Genomic DNA, 15,468 nt, shown 5'->3' with positions numbered 1-15,468 from the left:
GATCACTCGCTGTCGGAGGGCTGGGGCGATCCTGTCGCCCGGTAGTAGTCCTGCTGCCATTGGGTGCAGGTGCGTGCGCCGCGGAAGTGCCAGGTGTCGAGTTCGTCCAGCAGACGGGCCCAGTCCAGGGGCGCCGCTGCGGCGGAGACGAGGCGGATCGCGCCGCGCAGGTGCGGGTACGGTCCGGCGGGGCTGTGCCTGACGAGGCGTTTGACGGAAAGCTCCGTCGTGGTGGCAGAGATCCTCCTCGACGCGAGGCCGAGCGCCTTCCCGAGGCTGACGCCGCTGCCGGTGCCGGCTCGGTTGGTGGCGGTGGTCATCAGCGCGGCGACGGTGTAGTAGGCCCGCTGGCGCTCCGGGTGGAGGCCTTCGGGCAGCCAGGTGGCGACGTAGAGGTGCATGGGGCCTGGCGGCTCCCGGTCGGGCCAGGGGCGCAAGCCGGTCTGCAGCGCGCGTCGGGCGGGTCCGCCCCGCGCCAGGTGCGCCGTGATGTGGTCGACGAACTTTGCGGCTCGGGTGGGCTGGGCGGGGTCGGTGTCAGGCATCGTCAGTGTTCTTTCTGGGCAGGGGGAGCAGGGCACGCGCTTCGGCCACGCGGCGGCAGGCGGACAGGCTGCGTGCCATCCCGGCGGTGATGTCGTCGAAGGCGTCCAGCGCGGCGCGGCGCATGGCAGCCTGCGCTTGGGAAAGGTCGTCGCCGTCGAACAGGCGCCAGAAGGCGGTGTCGGCCCTGGGCCAGTAGTGGCGTGCGACCCGCGCTTCGCGTCGTTTGGGGGCCGTCTTGTCCTTGGGTCGGTCGGCGAACGCGGCGGCCAGGGCCTTGTTGAGCTTCCACGCGCTGGCATCCGCCTCGCGTACGGCCTGTTCGATGAGTTCCGCGGCCTGCGGGTCGCGCTGCGCGCTGTGGACGAGCAGCGGCGGCGTGGTGCTGGTCCACCACTGGCGGTCCACGGTCTGGCTACGGTCCTGGTCCACTCCCACGACCCGTAGTCGCAGGGTGTCGATGACCGCGTCGGGCAGGTGGTCGCAGGCGTGAAGAACCGCGGGCCGGGTTCGGGGGTGCGGTCCGGCTGCGGGGCCGCGGGACTCGGGGGCGTTGAGCAGCACGTCCAGGTCGCGGAACAGGTGACGGCCCCCGTCGGCGTCGACGGGAGTGGAGGGCATGCCGGTCTTGGAGTATCCGTAGGACAGGTAGGGGTCGGGGAACGGCTCGACGAAGTAGCCCGGCTTGGGCTTGTCGGCCGGGGTGCGGGCGCCCCAGCTGATGGTGGCGTCCTCGGCGGTGGAGGCGTCGGGGCCGGGGACGAGCAGGATGGCGTGGCGCATACGACCGACCAGCAGCGACACCGGTCCGGAAGGAGCAGGCACCGGAAGTGTGGGGTCCGTGTGTTCGGCGTGCTCCCAAGGGGCGCGATCGGGGCGGCCGTGCGCGTAAGCGGTCGGTGCGGTCAGATGAGCCAGCAGTGTCGTGCGCAGGTCGGGCCCCAAGGGGTGGAACCCGACGGTCCCTCGCAAGGGTGCGGCCGGGCAGCCGGCCTGGGTGTTGAGGTTGCCGTGCCGGCGGGTCGTGACCGTGCCCCCCGCCCCGTAGTAGGCCTGCATCAGCAGATGGACAGCGGCCTCGGCAGACGCCAGGGGCTTCTGCCCGTCGTCACCGTGCTTGTCCGCGAACCACGGCCGCGCGCTGCCCGCTGCCCTGCCGAAGGCGAGTTTGTTGATGCCCGACGTCTTCTTGCAGTCCGTCCTCAGCCTCGGGTCCTGGAAGAACCCGCGGTCGCCGTACAAGTCGAAGCCTTCGGCGTGTGCGGTGAAGTAGGACTCGATGGCGCCCGGGCTGAACGGCGTGGCGAACAGCTTGTTGCGGCGCCGGTACCAGTCCTCGCCGAAGGGTGGCTGGTCCAGGCCCGTGATCCGGAAGACCAGGGCCGCAAGGACTCGGTACAAAGCGCCGTACGCCGCCGGATACGGCAGTGCCAGATCGGCGATCAGGTGCGCGTCCCGCAGGGCTTGGCGCAGTCCGACCTGCAGCTGTGCCCCGTCGTGGTCAAGGACGCTGATCCAGGGCTCGGTGGCCAGGTCGAACGAAGGTCGGCGCGTCACGAGCGCTCCCGTGGGGCAGGCGGCCAGGTGACCAGGCCGAGGTTGTCGTCGTAGAAGACCGTCCAACCGGCCGGTGCAGGTGCCTGACCGCCGGCCGGGTGGACCAGCAGGAGCACACGTCCGAGACGGCCGTCCTCCTGCCACGCATCGGGCAGCGCGTCTTCGGATTCCAGGGCGTCCTGCCATGCGGCGCGCGGGATCGACAACAGCCGCTCGTGGACCGGACGCAGGTCTGCGGGCACCTGTTCGGGCAGCATGAGGCTTGCATCCGGTTCCAGGGCGAGCGATCCGTCCTCGGTGCGCCACACCGGCAGCACGGTCACGCTGTCGAGGTTGTAGCGGGTCGCCGCCTCGATGTCGGGGATCGGAAGGTCGGTGAGGTCGAACAGGTCGGTCAGTTCGTCCGGATGCGGGATGACCACCGGAACGGCAGCGTCGGCCTTGGTCTGTTCGCCCCGCAGGTGCGCGGCCACATCCGGCTCGGGAGTGTCGGCATCCCACCCCGCGCACACCGTGTCCACCAGGTCCTGCACGTCGTCAGGCACGCTGATGTCGCCGTGCGTGGCGAGCAGTTGGCGAGTGGAGCGGATGAGCGCCGGACTGTAGATCCTGCGCCACCGCCCGTCGTCCCAGTCGCCTTCACTGTCCTGCGGGATCAGCACGGTCACCGGCACCCGCACGTCCGCCCCTGTCTCATGGCGCCGACCCCGCCCGGCGCGCTGGACGATCTGGGGCATGGGCGCCAGGTCGGTGACGACGTGGTCCAGGGACAGGTCCAAGGACGCCTCGCACACCTGAGTGGTGACCAGCACCGCGCGCTCGGGTCGTCGTGCGCCGTCCTTCCCGAAGACCGCCTCCACGCTGCCGGTCCGGTCACGGCGGTCACGCACCCGGTAGCGGGCGTGGATCAAGAAGATCTCCACGTCGTCGTCCAGCAGATCCGCCAGCGCCCGGGCGGTGTGCTGCGCGGAGGCAACCGTATTGCAGACGGTGAGTACGCGCAGCGCGCCCGGGGACTCCTCGAACAGTCCGGTGATCACGCCTGCGCGCGCCCGGTCAGCAGGCGGTACCTGACCTGGCCGCCCGGCCCGCGACGAACCTCGCATCGGCAGCAGGCGCATCTGCAGTGTCCTGGGGCGGTCGGAGGCGATCTGCTTCGAGACCGTCGCCGCACCCGTGTCCCCGTCGATGTACAGCCAGCCCGGATACGCCGGACGCACCTCGGGCGCCGGAAGGCGCGGCGCCGAACCCGAGAGGTAAGCAGCAGCCAGGGACGTCGCCACCGCGGCCGGCAGCGTCGCGGACATCAACACCACGGGCACACGCAATGCGCCCCACCAGGCCAGCGCCCGGCGCAACTGCGTCTGCATGTACGGGTCGTAGGCGTGGCACTCGTCCACCACCAGCACCTTGCGGGTCAGTCCCCCGAGTCGCAGCACGTTGTGCCTTACCCGCAGCACCGCCATCAGCACCTGGTCGATCGTCGAAACGGTCACCCCGGCCAGCACCGGCCGGCCGTGCCCGAACAACCATCCCGCCGGGGCGGTGTCGATCTCGCCCGCGTGCGCGAGAACCCGCGACGGTGTCCGGTTCCAGCCGGCCTGGCCGTGAGCCAGCGTCACCGGCGAGGATGCCGCGAGAGCCTTCCTCGCCCACCGCTCCACCCGCCGGTGGGCGGCGTCCGTCGTCGCCATCGTCGGCAACGCCAGATGGACACCGGCTCGCGGACCGCCCAGCCAGCGGGACGCCCACAGCCCGCCCTCCGTCTTGCCGCTTCCCGTATCGGACATCACGATCAGCAGTCCGGGCGCACCCGGGGACGCGCATCCGGGCAACCCGTCGAGCAACGAAGCCTGCAACGAGTTCGGGTCGAAACCGAACCAGTCCTTGAACGTCATGACAGCGGAGTCGCCTCCCACTGCGGCAGCCCGAGCCCCGCGCCCATAAGCAGGCCCGGCACCGCGGTGAGCGTCCGAGCCCAGTGCCCCGCGATGTCCGGCTCCCCCGCCTGCGGGCGGGACGCCTCCAACTGCCCCACCACGAAGTCGTCCTGGGACGCCAGCCAGTCCGCCAGCACCACCACTTGCGCCGCGAGCACCGCCGCTGTGACGCGCACCCGCGTCGGCGGCACCGGATCACCGGTCACCGAGGCGACCGCCGCCAGATGCGCGAGCCGCTGCTCCTCCCACCTGCCCGCACCCAGCCACCGCCCCCGGATGGCCGGATGCCGCACCTCACGACGCCTGGGCTGCTCGAAGAACCGCCCGTGATGACCACCCAACACCTGAGCGACCCGATGCGCCGCCGACACAAGCCCGAGGTCCCTGCCCTCGGCGTCGTACCCGCGCCCAGGCAGAACACCGGCCAGCGCCAGATGAGTTGCCCACCCATGCGAAGCACGCGGGTCATCCGGGCTCCGCCGCGGGTAGCCCGACAACCGCGAAAACGCCAGGGAGTCCTTGCGCTGGAAAAGATCCGTGATCTTCCCCAGATCGTGCCACCCCGCCCAGCACGCCAGCAGACGCCGAGCCCGCTCCAGATCCTCCGGCCTGTCCGGATCAAGATCCAGCCCCCGCGCGAACGACTCCCGCTGGGGCCCACTCATGTACACGTCCCACACGCACCACGCCACCGCCGCCGTATCCAGCAGATGCCAGATCAGCGGGTACACCACCCCCGGCGGCAAACCGTCAGACTTCCCCCACAACCCCAAGTCCAGCGCACATAAGCCGCAACGCCCGGACTCCGCACCGTTCTCCATCACGCTGCGAACATAGAGCCACCCACTGACAACGCGACCCCACACCAGGTCAGCGGCGGCATCCCCCTCAACAGGCTTCAACCCAACCGGCCCGACACCGCAGGAACGCTGACGCCACGACCACGAGGAGGACGCGAGCCGCCGACCACACTGACCGCTCGTGCCCGAAGACACGGGGAAAGGCGGTCCGTCCATGCAATGCCGACCTATCCCGCGCAGAGCATCCCCGGACACGCGGGGAAGACGGGATCGCGTACGCCGGGGTGATCCCGATCACGGGAGCATCCCCGGACGCACGGGGAAGACCCAAAGCCTTGCCGACTGCGGCGGTGAAGTCCGGAGCATCCCCAGACGCGCAGGGAAGACTGCCCGCCGGCCTGGTGAAGATCCTCAGCGGCCGGAGCATCCCCGAACGCGCGGGGAAGACTCCCGCTTTTCGCCTACGACCAAGCAACGCACCGGAGCATCCCCGGACGCGCGGGGAAGACGCCCGGGATGACGCCGGCCGCCGCGCCGACCTGGGAGCATCCCCGGACGCGCGGGGAAGACACGCGATCGGCGCCGGTCACGCCGGACGCGCAGGGAGCATCCCCGGACGCGCGGGGAAGACTCGGTGACGACCCTGACGCCCAGCTCGTGCGCCGGAGCATCCCCGGACGCGCGGGGAAGACCGCGACTGTGACTACCGCATCACGCACGCCGACGGAGCATCCCCGGACGCGCGGGGAAGACACCAGCAGCGGGCCCACGGTCGCCCCGAGGGTCGGAGCATCCCCGGACGCGCGGGGAAGACACTTCGTGACCTGCGGCGCTTCAGCGGCTTTGCGACTTCTTGGTTCTGTTGTGAAGGACCTACGTTGGCACCCTATGCTGCCAGATACTCGGTGAAGATCACGACATGGCGTGCTGCCGTCAAGTGGGGACTGCGAGGCGAGGAGGGCGGAATAGCCAGCTCGTGCAGGTGATTCGCTCTCCCGGAGCCAAGATGTACGAAGACACGGGGGACGCTGGTGGCCGAGTTGATGTTGTTCCGGCGGGACGCGGACGGGCGGGACGTCGAGCTGTCCGGATCGACGGTGGCGCTGGAAGTGGACTTGCAGCGTCGGGTCGAGGCCGGTCTTGAGGCCATGCTCGGCATTCGGTTCCTGGCGTCGGAGTACCCGACGGGGCCGTGGCACCGAGGACGGATCGACACCCTCGGTCTGGACGAGAACGGCACCCCGGTGGTCATCGAGTACAAAAGGGGCTCCGACAACGGAGTGCTGTCTCAGGCCGTCTCCTACCTGTCCTGGCTGGAGTCCGCGCATCACGAGATTGAGGCGCTCGTCCGGAAGGTGCTCGGCGCGGAGGCCGCCGAGACCATCGACTGGCGTCAGCCTCGAATGGTATGCATCGCCGCCGGCTTCTCCCACCACGACCGCGTCGCCGTGCAGCGGCTGCCCGAGCGGATCGACCTGGTGCGCTACCGCCTCTTCGAGGGCGGGCTGTTGAGCCTGCTGCTCGTGGACTCCTCGCCAGGCTCAGTGAAGGCTGCCTCGTCCCGGCGCGCCCTGGAGCGAAAGGCGGCGACCGTCGATGTGCCGACGGCGCCCGGCGCCACGCGGGCAGGCGGCGGCCTTGTCCCGGAGAGCTTGCGGGACCTGTACGCCGAGCTGGACGACACGCTCACTGCCCGGGGGGACGTCGACGTCGTCCCTCTCCGGCACTACATCGCCTACCGCCGGCTTGTGAACGTCGCATCGGTCCTCTTCCGCCCTAAGCACGAGGCGATCCTCGTCTACCTCAGACTCGACCCGGGCACCGTCGCGCTGGAGGAGGGCTTCACCCGCGACATGCGCGGCATCGGGCACCTCGGGACCGGGGACCTGGAAGTCCGGATAGCGTCGGCGGCCGACCTGGAGAAAGCGGGCCCGCTGGTCCGGCGGGCGTTCGAGGCGACGTGAGCGCAAGAGACGGGACGACTGGTGCACCGAACCTCCACTGCGCAGCCGCCCGTTTCTCGTACCCGCGGGTCCGTGCGCCGAGGCCTTGTGGCTCTCATGCTCACTCTTCCGGTCCGGCCAGGATGAAGTCGTCCTGGGTCAGCTCGGCTTGGAGCCTGCGTTCGGCGATGGCGGCGTAGTGGTCGGACAGTTCGATGCCGACGAAGTGGCGGCCTTCGCGCAGGGCGGCGACTCCGGTGGTGCCGCTGCCGGTGAACGGGTCGAGGACGGTGCCGCCTTCGGGGCAGATGCGGACGAGCTGCCGCATGACCTCGATCGGCTTCTGGGTGATGTGGACCCGGTCCTTGCGGGGCTGGGAGGCGATGAAGTGGCCGGGCAGGTAGAGGTTGCGGCTGTGGTCGAGGGTGCCTTTGACGCCCCAGGTGACGAACTCCGCGGCCTGCTTGAAGCCGCCCCTGCGGGGGCGGCTCGCCGGCTTGATCCAGGGAATGGTGCCGGACCATGTCCAGCCGGCCATCTGCAGGGCGTCGCTTGTGGTGGGTTCCTGGCGCCAGTCGGAGAAGACCGCGGCGACCGCGTGCTCGACCGCGGCGCGGTAGGACTCGGTGAGCAGTTCCGTCAGCCAGGAGCGGTACGAGCGCTGGTCGCGGTTCTCACCGGGGAAGTCGGCGAGGTCGTGCGCGCTTCCCGCGGTGACGTACTTGGCGCGGGCGGTACGGCCGGTGCGATCGGAGCTGGTGCGCCCGCCGCTGTTGTACGGCGGGTCGGTGATGACGGCGTGCACGGACTGGTCGGGAAGGGTCTTGAGTACGGTGAGGGCGTCGCCTCGGTGCAGCGTGTAGGTCATGCGCGGGGCCTTTCGGGGCGCGAGCGAGCTGCCCGCTCCGGGGAATGCCAAGGCGGCTGTTCGGAGTGGGGGTTGCGCCGGAGGGTAGCCGTGAATTCCGGACCGTCCTAACGAGACCGGGCCCGCTCCACGGACCGATCCGGGGTCATTTGGCGCGTCCGGATTTCCGGTCTACTGTCTCGCCACGTCACCGGAGCGGAGCACCGCTTCACCCCGGTTGACCTGTGCTGATCCGTGTTCGCGTGTCCAATTACGTCACCGGAAAGGCACGTTCACTCATCGAGCCGGCTTTCCACCCTCGTCAGGGGGTCTGTTGTGTATCACCTGAGATTACAAGCGCGGCCGGCTGCCGCGCATAACCAGTGACCCGTGTCCGGGAGCCACCAACTCCCTTGGCCCAGGCCCGCCCAGAAGCGGGAATTCACACCGGCGCGGTGCCGGCGGCCGTGCACGAGAAGCCGGCACCGCGCCTCCTACCGATTCCGAGGAGCCGCTGCGATGCAGCACGCCCTGATACGCCCAGGCCCCGACCCAACTCTCCTTCTCCCTTACGCCGTTGACCGCCGCCAGCGGTGGCGGCGGTGAAGAAGACCGCCGGAGTCGTCGTCGGTCTGGCCGCCGCCGGTCCGCTGCTGCTGGCCGTTCCGTTGCTGGGCATCACGGCCGGCAGCGCGGCGGCCTCGTGTTCCACCGGGGGCGCGCAGGCTGTGGATACGGCGGCGGTTGCCGCTCAGGTCCGGGCGATTCTGGACGGCAGCAGTGCCGGCACCGTCAGGGTTGCGGGGCTGGACGATCCGGCCGAGCAGGTGCCCAACGCCAAGACCATCGCCGCTACGGGCCTGGCCATGGGCATTCCGGCCCGCGGGCAGGTCGTGGCGCTGGCGACGGCGCTGCAGGAGAGCGGTCTGCGCAACCTCGCCTACGGCGACCGCGACAGCCTGGGCTTGTTCCAGCAGCGGCCCTCCGAGGGCTGGGGTACTGCGAGCGAGATCCTCGACCCGGTCCACGCCTCGACCATGTTCTACCAGGTGCTGGAGCAGGTGCCGGGCTGGCAGTCGCTGTCGGTCGCACAGGCTGCCCAGGCGGTGCAGAAGTCGGGCTTCCCCGATGCGTACGCGACGTGGGAGCCGTTGGCCACCGCGCTGCACAAGGCGCTCGAACCGCTGCTGGCACCAACCGGCTCCGCAACGCCAACTCCCGTCTCCTCGGACACCACGACCAGCCCGGTGCACGCGGGTATTGGCGGGGGCTGCGGGCCGGGCGGGGACGGTACGGGCTTCGGGGTCATGCCGCCGGGCTCGGTGCCGGCCGGATACACGATCCCCGCGAGCGCTCCGGTGAAGGTGCAGACCGCGATCCGCTGGGCGCTCGGCCAGCTCGGCACGCCGTACCAGTGGGGCGGGTCGTGCACCGATGCGCACGGCCCGGACCCGATGCAGCGCTGCGACTGCTCGTCGCTGATGCAGCAGTCGTACAAGGCCGCCGGGATCGCCCTCTCGCGGACGACGTACACCCAGGTCCACGAGGGCAGGCCGGTGTCGGCGAACGCTCTTCAGCCCGGTGATCTCGTCTTCACCGAGGGCACCGCTGCCGCCCCCGAGCACGTCGGGATGTACATCGGCTCCGGGCTGATCATCAACGCCCCGCACACGGGCGCCGTCGTCGACATCAACACCCTCGCCGAGTGGAAGCCGCAGATCCTCGCTGCCCGCCGCGTCGTCTGACCAGCCACGCCTCGCCGCCCTCCCCCCTCCCCCTTGTTTTCGCCTTTGCCGCCGCAACTGCGCCCCCGGCGGGCTGCCACCCGCCCTGAATCGAACTGGAGTTTCCCCATGTTTCTCGCCGACAAGGTGACACCGCTCGCCTACGACCCCGGGATCAAGCCGAACGAGGGCGGGCTGCCGGGCCTGTCCGTGCTCAAGCAGGTGATGGGTTCGATCAACCTGTTCGGGATCATCGCGGTGGTCGGGGCGATGGCGGTCAGCGCCGGGGTGTGGGCCTGGGGCCACCACTCCGGCGGCCACCAGGCCGAGGCCAACGGCAAGAAGGGCGTCCTGGTCTCCGCGGGCGCGGCCCTCCTGCTCGGCGCCGCCAACGGCATCGTGGCGTTCTTCAGCAACCTCGGATCGCAGGTCCACTGATGCCCGCCGGCTCCGCGAAGCTCAGCCGCCTGAGTCAGGCGCGCCGCCGCATGCTGCTCGGCGTCTCGGCCCTGGTGGTGCTCGTCGCCGTCGCCGGGCTCGTCGCCTACCTCACCCGCGACGGCCGCTCCTCTGCCAAGACAACGATGCAGCCGGCGACTTCGGCTTCCTCCGCGCCGGGCTCCCCCGGGCCGGCAACGACACCGCCGCCGCACGGCGTGACCACCACGCTGCCCGCGCCGCCGGACACCCATGACCCGGTCGCCTTTGCGAAGGCCGCAGCCCTCGCGCTGTGGTCGTACGACACCCGCGCGTACTCCCAGCCCGAGCTGCTGACCGCCCTCCGCGGGTGGATGACCACCGAGACCAGGTACGTCGACCCCGCCTCGGTCGACGCCCAGGTCCCGTCCCCGGTGCTGTGGGAACGGATGGCCGACAACGCCCAGTTCGCCACCGCGACCGTCGCCGAGGCGCACATCCCCGCCTCGTTCACGCAGGCGATGCAGGCCGACCCGGCGGCGTTCGCGACCGCGTACATCTACGCGGTCACCGTCACCGGCCACCAGCAGATCGCCTGGACCGGATCCCCCCGCGGCGGCGCCGAGGCCCGCGCGGTCACCCTCGCCGTCCAGTGCCAGGCCCGACCGGTCCTGCGCCCTCGCCGGCGTCCTGCCCGACGTCGCGCCCTGACCCCCTCAACCACCCACACTTGGAAGGAGGTTCCGCCATGGGAGCCTGCGACCTCCCCCTGATGGACAAGGTGTGCGACGCCGTCGGCGGCGTCGTCTCCAGCACCGGCACCGCCGTCACCGACGGCATCGGCGCCTGGCTGGCGAAGTCCGCCGGCGATCTCGCCGCCAGCGCCGCCGACCTCGCGGCCAAGGCCGTCAACGAGACCACCGCGATCGACCTCGACGCGCCCTGGTTCCGCAGCAACTACGAGCTGCTGCTCCCGATCGGCCTGGCCCTGACGGTCGGCACGTTCTGCCTGCAGCTGATGTTCGCCGCCTGGCGCCGCGACGAACGCGCCCTCGCGCAGGCCGCGATCGGCACGATGCTCGGCGTCCTGTTCAGCTTCTGCGCCGTCGCGTTCACCACGGTGGCCATCACGGTCGTCGACGCGCTGTCCGACGGGTTGTTCCAAGCCGCGGACACCAACGTGGACGACGCGGTACGCCGGGTGATCAAGGTCGGTGAGCTGGGGCCGATGTACGGGCTCGGCTGGGGCGTCCCCTCGCTGGTCGCCCTGGGCATGGCGATCGGGGCGTTCATGTACTGGGGCGTCATGGTCGCCCGCAAGGTCGGCGTCCTGGTCCTGGTGGCGCTGGCGGTGTTCGCCGGCGCCGCAGGCGGCTGGGACGTGGCCAAACGCTGGCGGCGCGGCTGGATCGAGGCCACCGCCACCCTCGTCGTCTCCAAGCTGCTGATGACCGTGGTCTTCCTGATCGGCGTGTCCGCGATGGGCCAGAGCGACTCCGCGGACGGACTGTCCGCGCTGTCCGACGCGATGGCCGGACTCGTCGTCATGGTCCTGGTCCTGGTCTGCCCCTACGCCACGTACAAGTTCGTGCACTGGGCGAGCGACGGCGGCGGGCACGACGACCTGCACCGCACCGGCATCGCCGGCATCGCGGTCGCCGCGGGCGCGGCCAAGACCGCCGGCACGCTCGCCGTGCAGGCCGGCACCGGCGCCCCCGCGCCCCAGGGGCCCAGCCAGGTGCCCGGCGCCGACACGGACGGCGTCGCCACCGGCATCAACCCGGCCGGGTCTCACCTCAGCAAGGAAGGCATCGACGGCACACCGCCACCCAAGACCACCTTCCGCTACAACGAGGACGACGCCCCCGGCGACACCCCAGGTGACCGGGGCCGCGCACTCATCCAGCGCCCCGGCATCCCGCCGCTGATCACCCGGCCCGCCACAACCGACACCGGGGTCTCCGACGACGGCACTTCGAGCCCGGCGGTCGCGCCGGTCAGCCGCTCCGAGCCAGGAGCGATGAGGCCGTCTTCCGAATCGTGACCGGGCCATCCGTTCGGGGCGGGCAGCAACCCCTGGTGCGCTGTCCGCCCCTTTCTCCCCGCCCGCCGAGGCGTCCGGTCATCAGATCCGGACACGCCCCCGCCCCGCCGTTTCTACCTTCTGGAACCGCCATGCCTGACAACCGCGCCACCGAAGGCGCCACGGCCGCCGTGAAGTTCCCGCACCGCAGCCGCCGCGGCATCCTGCTCGGCCTCACCGCACCCCAGCTCCTCGGGGCGACCGCCAGCGGCCTGCTGCTCCTGGCCGTCATCCTCACCCGCGGTGTGGTCGGCGCCCTCGAACTCATCCCCCTGTGGGCCGCGTTCGCCGCGCTCACCTTCGTACGGGCCCGGGGCCGGAGCCTGGCCGACTGGACACCGGTCGTCACCCGCTACGCCCTGCGCCGCGCACGGGGCCAGCTGCTCTGGCTGGCCCGCCCTTCGGACCGGCCGGTCCGCGAGGGACTGCTTCATCTGCCCGGCACCGCGGCCTCGTTGCGGGTGGTCACCGCCCCCGACCGGCGGTACGGGGCCGTCCACCACCCCGGCACCGGCACGCTGACCGCCGTCGTCAAGGTCTCCGCCCGGGCGTACGCGCTCCTCGACCCGGGCACGCAGAACGCGAACGTCGCCGGCTGGGGCCGTGCCCTGGCCGCGCTCGCCCGCACCGGCCAGGTCGCCCGCGTCCAGGTCCTGGAGCGCACCGTGCCCGATTCCGGTGACGCGCTGCGCCGGTACTGGCAGCAGCACGGCAGCCCCGACGCCCCCGTATCCGGGCAGGTCTACGGCGAACTCATCGCGAGCGCGGGTCCGGCCGCGGCCCCGCACGAGGCGTACGTCGCGGTGTCCTTGGACGCCAAGGCGGCGCGGCGGCTGATCAACCAGGCCGGCGGCGGCCTGACCGGTGCCTTCTCCGTGCTGGGCCAGTTGACCTCGACGTTCGACCAGGCGGCGCGTACCGCCGGACTCAACCCGTCGGGCTGGCTGTCGGCGAACGAGATCGCCGCCGTGGTGCGCACCGCGTACGACCCCAAGGCCCTGGCCGCGCTGGACCGCTGGTCGCCCGCCGGCCGCCCGGCCGCCGACCCGGCTGCCGCAGGGCCGGTCGTGGTGGTGGAGAAGGCCGACCACATCGCCACCGACTCCGCCGTCCACACCACCTACTGGGTGGAGAACTGGCCCCGGACCGAGACCAGCGCCGGCTTCCTGCACCAGCTGCTGTTCACCGCCGGGGTGCGCCGCACCCTGTCGTTGTCGTACCAGCCGAAGGGCCTGGACGCCGCGCTGCGCGACGTCCAGCGCAGGAAGGCCGGCGTGATCGCGGACTCCGCCGAGCGCGCCCGGCGCGGCCAGGTCGACTCCGAGGCCGACGCGATCGAGTACGCCGACATCAAGGCCCGCGAACGCCAGCTCATCGCCGGGCATGCCGATGTCGCGCTGACCGGGCTGCTGACCGTAAGCGCGGACACCGAGGACGAGCTGCGCGCGGCGCGCGCGGTCGTGGAGACCGCGGCGGTCGGCGCCCAGCTCGACCTGCGTTTGCTGAGCTGGCAGCAGGCCGAGGCGTTCACCGCCGGCGCCCTGCCGCTCGCGCTCGCCGTGTGATGCCGGCCCTCCCTCTCCCCTGCTGAAAGAGCACCCCATGTCCCGCCCCGCCAGCACGCCGACCGCGCAGGACTTCGTGCCCTTCGCCACCGCCGCACTCGACTTCCACCGCGCCCTCAACGTCCCCACGGGGCCGCTCGTCACCTCCAGGGCGGAACTCGACGCGCTGCACGAGCACCTGGTCGCGGTGTACGAACTGCTCGACGCGCACGCCCTACGGACCGGCGCGCTCATGCCGGCCGCGGGTGACAGCCTGCGCGCGGCGCGTACCCGGATCTGGCAGGCCGCCGACCACGTGCACGCCGCCTACCACGCCGTTCCCCGGCCCCGGGCCGGCCGGACGCCGACACACGAGGCGTGCCGGGCGGGGCTGCCCGAAGGCGCACCAGAGCTGACGATCTGCCGCCGCCACCAGATCACCGCCCGCCTGGTGCGCCGCCGCAACACCCCCGCCGACCTGCACGGCCCGTTCACCGGCCTCGTCCGCCACTGACGCCCGCCGCCCGCCCCCCCGTCTGGAGAACCGTTCATGCCCCGCACCCGCGCCAGCGCCTCCCACCTGTTCGTGCCCAGCAAGGCCACCCGCACCCAGCAGCGCGCCGCCCGCGCCGGATTCGCCGAAGCCCGCCGGCAGGCCCGCCGTGCCCAAACCCCACCCGGCCGGCAGCGCGAGGCCGCCCTCGACCCGGACCTGCGACCGACCTACCCGCCCGCCGGACGTCCCGGGCCCGCCTCGGCCCGAGGCGGGAAGCTCCGCCTGCCCGCGCACCGCATGACCACCGCGACCGTCTCCGGCGCGTATCCGTTCCTGGCCGAGGGCGGCCTCGGTGCCCAGGGCATCTTCATCGGCCGCGACGTCCACGCCGAAGCGGCCTTCTGCTACGACCCGTTCACGCTGTACTCCAGCGGCCGGATCGAGGGCTTCACCAACCCCAACGCGGTGCTCGCCGGGATCATCGGCATGGGCAAGAGCGCACTGGCCAAGTCCATCGCCACCCGCGCCGTCGCCCACGGCTACCGGATCTACGTCCCCTCGGACCCAAAGGGCGAGTGGACCGCGGTCGCCACGGCGCTCGGCGGACACACCATCGCCCTCGGCCCCGGGCTGCCCGGCCGCGTCAACCCGCTGGACGCCCCGCCCAGGCCCGCCTCCGTGACCGAAGCGGACTGGACCGGCGAAGTCCGCAAGCGCCGCCTGGCCCTGCTCGGCTCACTCGCCCGCACCGTGCTGCGCCGCGACCTCAAACCGATGGAACACACCGCCCTCGACGTCGCACTCGACCTGGTCGTCGCCCACGCCGAAGAACAAGGGACGGTACCGCTGCTCGGCCAGGTCGCCTACGCCCTTAGCTCACCCGCACACCTCGACGCGGCCCTCCCCGACCAGGCCGGCCACCTGGCCGCCGCCGCCCAGGACCTCGCGCACGCCCTGCGCCGCCTCGTGCACGGCGACCTGTCCGGGATGTTCGACGCCCCCTCCACCGTCGCCTTCGACCCGGCGGCGCCGATGCTGACCATCGACCTGTCCCGCCTGGGCACCGCCGGCGACGACACCGCCCTCGTCCTCGCCATGACCTGCGCCTCGGCATGGATGGAGGCAGCGCTCGCCGATCCCGGCGGCGGCCGACGCTGGGTGATCTACGACGAAGCCTGGCGACTCCTGCGGCATATCGGCCTGCTGGAGCGCGTGCAGTCCCAGTGGAAACTGAGTCGCGGCCTCGGCATCGCCAACCTGATGATCATCCACCGCCTGTCCGACCTGCTGTCCGCCGGCGACGCCGGATCACGCGGCCGGGTACTCGCCGAGGGCCTGCTCGCCGACTGCTCCACCCGCATCGTCTACCGCCAGGAGCCGGACCAACTCGCCGCCGCGGCCTCCCTGCTCGGCCTGACCGGCGTCGAAACCCAAGCAGTGGCCGCCCTGACCAAGGGCCGCGGCCTGTGGAAAGTCGCCGGCCGCTCCTTCATCACCCAGCACATCCTCCACCCCGCCGAACGCGCCCTGTTCGACACCGACGCCCGCATGTCCGCCTGACGGCAAGGGAGTTC

General features: G+C 71.6%; 12 protein-coding genes, 1 pseudogene and 1 CRISPR repeat array. Of the genes and pseudogenes, 8 read left to right on the top strand and 5 right to left on the bottom strand.

Annotated elements, in window-relative coordinates; translation table 11 throughout:
• Nucleotides 1-2: 2 nt before the first annotated feature.
• Genes casB through VSR01_RS22570 form a run of 4 tightly spaced genes read right to left on the bottom strand, consistent with a single transcriptional unit; the run spans nt 3 to nt 4,861 of the window.
• Nucleotides 3-545 (bottom strand): type I-E CRISPR-associated protein Cse2/CasB, encoded by a 543-nt coding sequence (gene casB / locus VSR01_RS22585; RefSeq protein WP_326450984.1) that lies wholly within the window; start codon nt 543-545, stop codon nt 3-5.
• The gene (gene casA, locus VSR01_RS22580) at nt 538-2,100 is read right to left on the bottom strand and encodes a type I-E CRISPR-associated protein Cse1/CasA (RefSeq protein WP_326450983.1); all 1,563 of its coding nucleotides are present in this window, start codon (nt 2,098-2,100) and stop codon (nt 538-540) included. The genes casB and casA overlap by 8 nt, the downstream gene beginning before the upstream one ends.
• Entirely contained in the window at nt 2,097-3,998 is a 1,902-nt protein-coding gene (locus tag VSR01_RS22575) for a hypothetical protein (protein WP_326450982.1), read from the bottom strand. The genes casA and VSR01_RS22575 overlap by 4 nt, the downstream gene beginning before the upstream one ends.
• Nucleotides 3,995-4,861, bottom strand: a complete 867-nt coding sequence (locus VSR01_RS22570) for a CRISPR-associated endonuclease Cas3'' (protein ID WP_326453760.1) — start codon at nt 4,859-4,861, stop codon at nt 3,995-3,997. The genes VSR01_RS22575 and VSR01_RS22570 overlap by 4 nt, the downstream gene beginning before the upstream one ends.
• Nucleotides 4,862-5,078: 217 nt before the next feature.
• Nucleotides 5,079-5,654: direct repeats of the CRISPR family, unit length 28 nt; unit sequence GGAGCATCCCCGGACGCGCGGGGAAGAC.
• 217 nt (nt 5,655-5,871) lie between these two features.
• On the opposite strand from VSR01_RS22570, the gene VSR01_RS22565 reads away from it, so the two are divergent.
• The gene (locus VSR01_RS22565; RefSeq protein WP_326450981.1) at nt 5,872-6,804 is read left to right on the top strand and encodes a DUF5655 domain-containing protein; all 933 of its coding nucleotides are present in this window, start codon (nt 5,872-5,874) and stop codon (nt 6,802-6,804) included.
• A 100-nt stretch (nt 6,805-6,904) separates the two neighbouring features.
• Here VSR01_RS22565 and VSR01_RS22560 read toward each other — a convergent pair whose 3' ends face one another.
• Nucleotides 6,905-7,651, bottom strand: coding sequence for a DNA-methyltransferase (locus VSR01_RS22560; RefSeq protein WP_326450980.1), 747 nt, complete (start codon nt 7,649-7,651; stop codon nt 6,905-6,907).
• Nucleotides 7,652-8,232: 581 nt separating this feature from the next.
• Here VSR01_RS22560 and VSR01_RS22555 point away from each other — a divergent pair.
• The 7 genes and pseudogenes from VSR01_RS22555 (at nt 8,233) to VSR01_RS22525 (ending at nt 15,454) form a co-directional block, all read left to right on the top strand.
• On the top strand, nt 8,233-9,375 hold the full coding sequence (locus tag VSR01_RS22555; protein WP_326450979.1) for a C40 family peptidase: 1,143 nt from the start codon (nt 8,233-8,235) through the stop codon (nt 9,373-9,375).
• A 108-nt stretch (nt 9,376-9,483) separates the two neighbouring features.
• Entirely contained in the window at nt 9,484-9,792 is a 309-nt protein-coding gene (locus VSR01_RS22550; protein WP_326450978.1) for a DUF6112 family protein, read from the top strand.
• A pseudogene (locus tag VSR01_RS22545) lies at nt 9,792-10,482 on the top strand (hypothetical protein). The gene VSR01_RS22550 and the pseudogene VSR01_RS22545 overlap by 1 nt, the downstream one beginning before the upstream one ends.
• A 37-nt stretch (nt 10,483-10,519) precedes the next feature.
• Nucleotides 10,520-11,815, top strand: a complete 1,296-nt coding sequence (locus tag VSR01_RS22540) for an SCO6881 family protein (RefSeq protein WP_326450977.1) — start codon at nt 10,520-10,522, stop codon at nt 11,813-11,815.
• Nucleotides 11,816-11,946: 131 nt separating this feature from the next.
• Nucleotides 11,947-13,419: an SCO6880 family protein gene (locus VSR01_RS22535; RefSeq protein ID WP_326450976.1), complete on the top strand. Its 1,473-nt coding sequence runs from the start codon at nt 11,947-11,949 to the stop codon at nt 13,417-13,419.
• A gap of 37 nt (nt 13,420-13,456) precedes the next feature.
• Nucleotides 13,457-13,912, top strand: coding sequence for a DUF6238 family protein (locus VSR01_RS22530; protein WP_326450975.1), 456 nt, complete (start codon nt 13,457-13,459; stop codon nt 13,910-13,912).
• Between the two features lie 36 nt (nt 13,913-13,948).
• Nucleotides 13,949-15,454 carry an ATP-binding protein gene (locus VSR01_RS22525; RefSeq protein WP_326450974.1) on the top strand — a complete coding sequence of 502 codons (1,506 nt, stop codon included), beginning with the start codon at nt 13,949-13,951 and terminating at the stop codon, nt 15,452-15,454.
• The last annotated feature ends 14 nt before the right edge of the window (nt 15,455-15,468 follow it).

Origin of the sequence: Actinacidiphila sp. DG2A-62, from assembly GCF_035825295.1 — a bacterium.
GTDB lineage: Bacteria > Actinomycetota > Actinomycetes > Streptomycetales > Streptomycetaceae > Actinacidiphila.
The sequence above is the reverse complement of the archived record's forward strand: the minus strand, read 5'-3'. Positions and strand labels throughout refer to the sequence as shown.

Bases quoted from the DNA above. Each gene is read 5' to 3' on its own strand.
- casB (WP_326450984.1), bottom strand. From the start codon at position 545: ATGCCTGACACCGACCCCGCCCAGCCCACCCGAGCCGCAAAGTTCGTC.
- VSR01_RS22575 (WP_326450982.1), bottom strand. From the start codon at position 3,998: ATGACGTTCAAGGACTGGTTCGGTTTCGACCCGAACTCGTTGCAGGCT.
- VSR01_RS22570 (WP_326453760.1), bottom strand. From the start codon at position 4,861: ATGGAGAACGGTGCGGAGTCCGGGCGTTGCGGCTTATGTGCGCTGGAC.
- VSR01_RS22560 (WP_326450980.1), bottom strand. From the start codon at position 7,651: ATGACCTACACGCTGCACCGAGGCGACGCCCTCACCGTACTCAAGACC.
- VSR01_RS22550 (WP_326450978.1), top strand. From the start codon at position 9,484: ATGTTTCTCGCCGACAAGGTGACACCGCTCGCCTACGACCCCGGGATC.
- VSR01_RS22540 (WP_326450977.1), top strand. From the start codon at position 10,520: ATGGGAGCCTGCGACCTCCCCCTGATGGACAAGGTGTGCGACGCCGTC.
- VSR01_RS22535 (WP_326450976.1), top strand. From the start codon at position 11,947: ATGCCTGACAACCGCGCCACCGAAGGCGCCACGGCCGCCGTGAAGTTC.
- VSR01_RS22530 (WP_326450975.1), top strand. From the start codon at position 13,457: ATGTCCCGCCCCGCCAGCACGCCGACCGCGCAGGACTTCGTGCCCTTC.
- VSR01_RS22525 (WP_326450974.1), top strand. From the start codon at position 13,949: ATGCCCCGCACCCGCGCCAGCGCCTCCCACCTGTTCGTGCCCAGCAAG.